The sequence below is a fragment of the Stenotrophomonas sp. P5_A8 genome (genome assembly GCF_056400545.1).
This window is the reverse complement of the sequence record NZ_JBFULB010000608.1, coordinates 1-888: the sequence shown is the minus strand read 5'-3', so window position 1 is coordinate 888 and position 888 is coordinate 1. Positions and strand designations below refer to the sequence as shown.

Below are 888 nucleotides of genomic sequence, written 5' to 3'. Positions count from 1 at the left end.
GGCAGACAGTGCCGCATGCGCATCCGGCAGCGGCACGTAAGCCACGGCGTAGAACAATGCCGGCGCCGCGGCGCAGTCGGCCAGGGTGAAGGCTTCGCCCGCCAGCCAGCGACGCCCGTCCAACTGCTGGTCCAACAGGGCATAGCTGTTCAGTAGGGTCGCGCGGGCGGCCTCGGTCGCAGCGCCATTCCCGTCGCTGCCCGGCTTCAGCAGGGCAGCGGTCAGCGCCTGCATCGGGGTCATCACGTACAGGTCGCAGACCCGGTCCCAGAGCCGCACCTCCAGGGCCTGCGCCGGGTCCTGCGGAAGCAGCCGCCTACCGTCGGCGGCGTGATGAAGCTGCAGGTGTTCGATGATGATGCTGGTCTCGCCGATGGGCGCGCCCTGCTCCACCAGCAGCGGCATTTTGCCCAGCGGCCACAGCGCCCGGAACGCGGCTCGCTCGACCGGGTCGCCGAGGTTCAACAGGCGCTCGTCCAGCGCCACACCCAGCACGCGGGCGGCGATCAGCACCTTCTGGCAGCACGAAGACAGCGGGTGGACATGCAGGATCGGGGTCGCCATGGGAACGCCTTGCTGCTTAGTGGGGCGAGTATTTTCAGTCTCTGCCGCCCCGGTCAAGCCGCGCCGCGCCACCCGCCAGCGCTCTCGCTCGGATGTGGCTTGGGCATGCATTGACAGTGTTCGAATGCTTCCGCATAATTCTCCGCCTGAGTCGCCCAGGTGGCGGAATTGGTAGACGCACTAGCTTCAGGTGCTAGCGGGGGTAACTTCGTGGAGGTTCGAGTCCTCTCCTGGGCACCACGACTCGGTAAATGATCAAACCCGCGCAAGCGGGTTTTTTCGTTTCTGGCGTTCGATGACACGCGCTTGGAACGCACGACTTTC

At 66.1% G+C, this 888-nt stretch carries 1 protein-coding gene and 1 tRNA gene; one reads left to right on the top strand and one right to left on the bottom strand.

Features of this window, described 5'->3' with window-relative positions:
• A partial coding sequence (locus AC1DQP_RS21030) for a glutathione S-transferase family protein (RefSeq protein WP_478052499.1) occupies positions 1-564 on the bottom strand: 564 nt, incomplete at its 3' end.
• Positions 565-717: 153 nt separating this feature from the next.
• On the opposite strand from AC1DQP_RS21030, the gene AC1DQP_RS21025 reads away from it, so the two are divergent.
• A tRNA-Leu gene (locus tag AC1DQP_RS21025) sits at positions 718-804 on the top strand.
• The last annotated feature ends 84 nt before the right edge of the window (positions 805-888 follow it).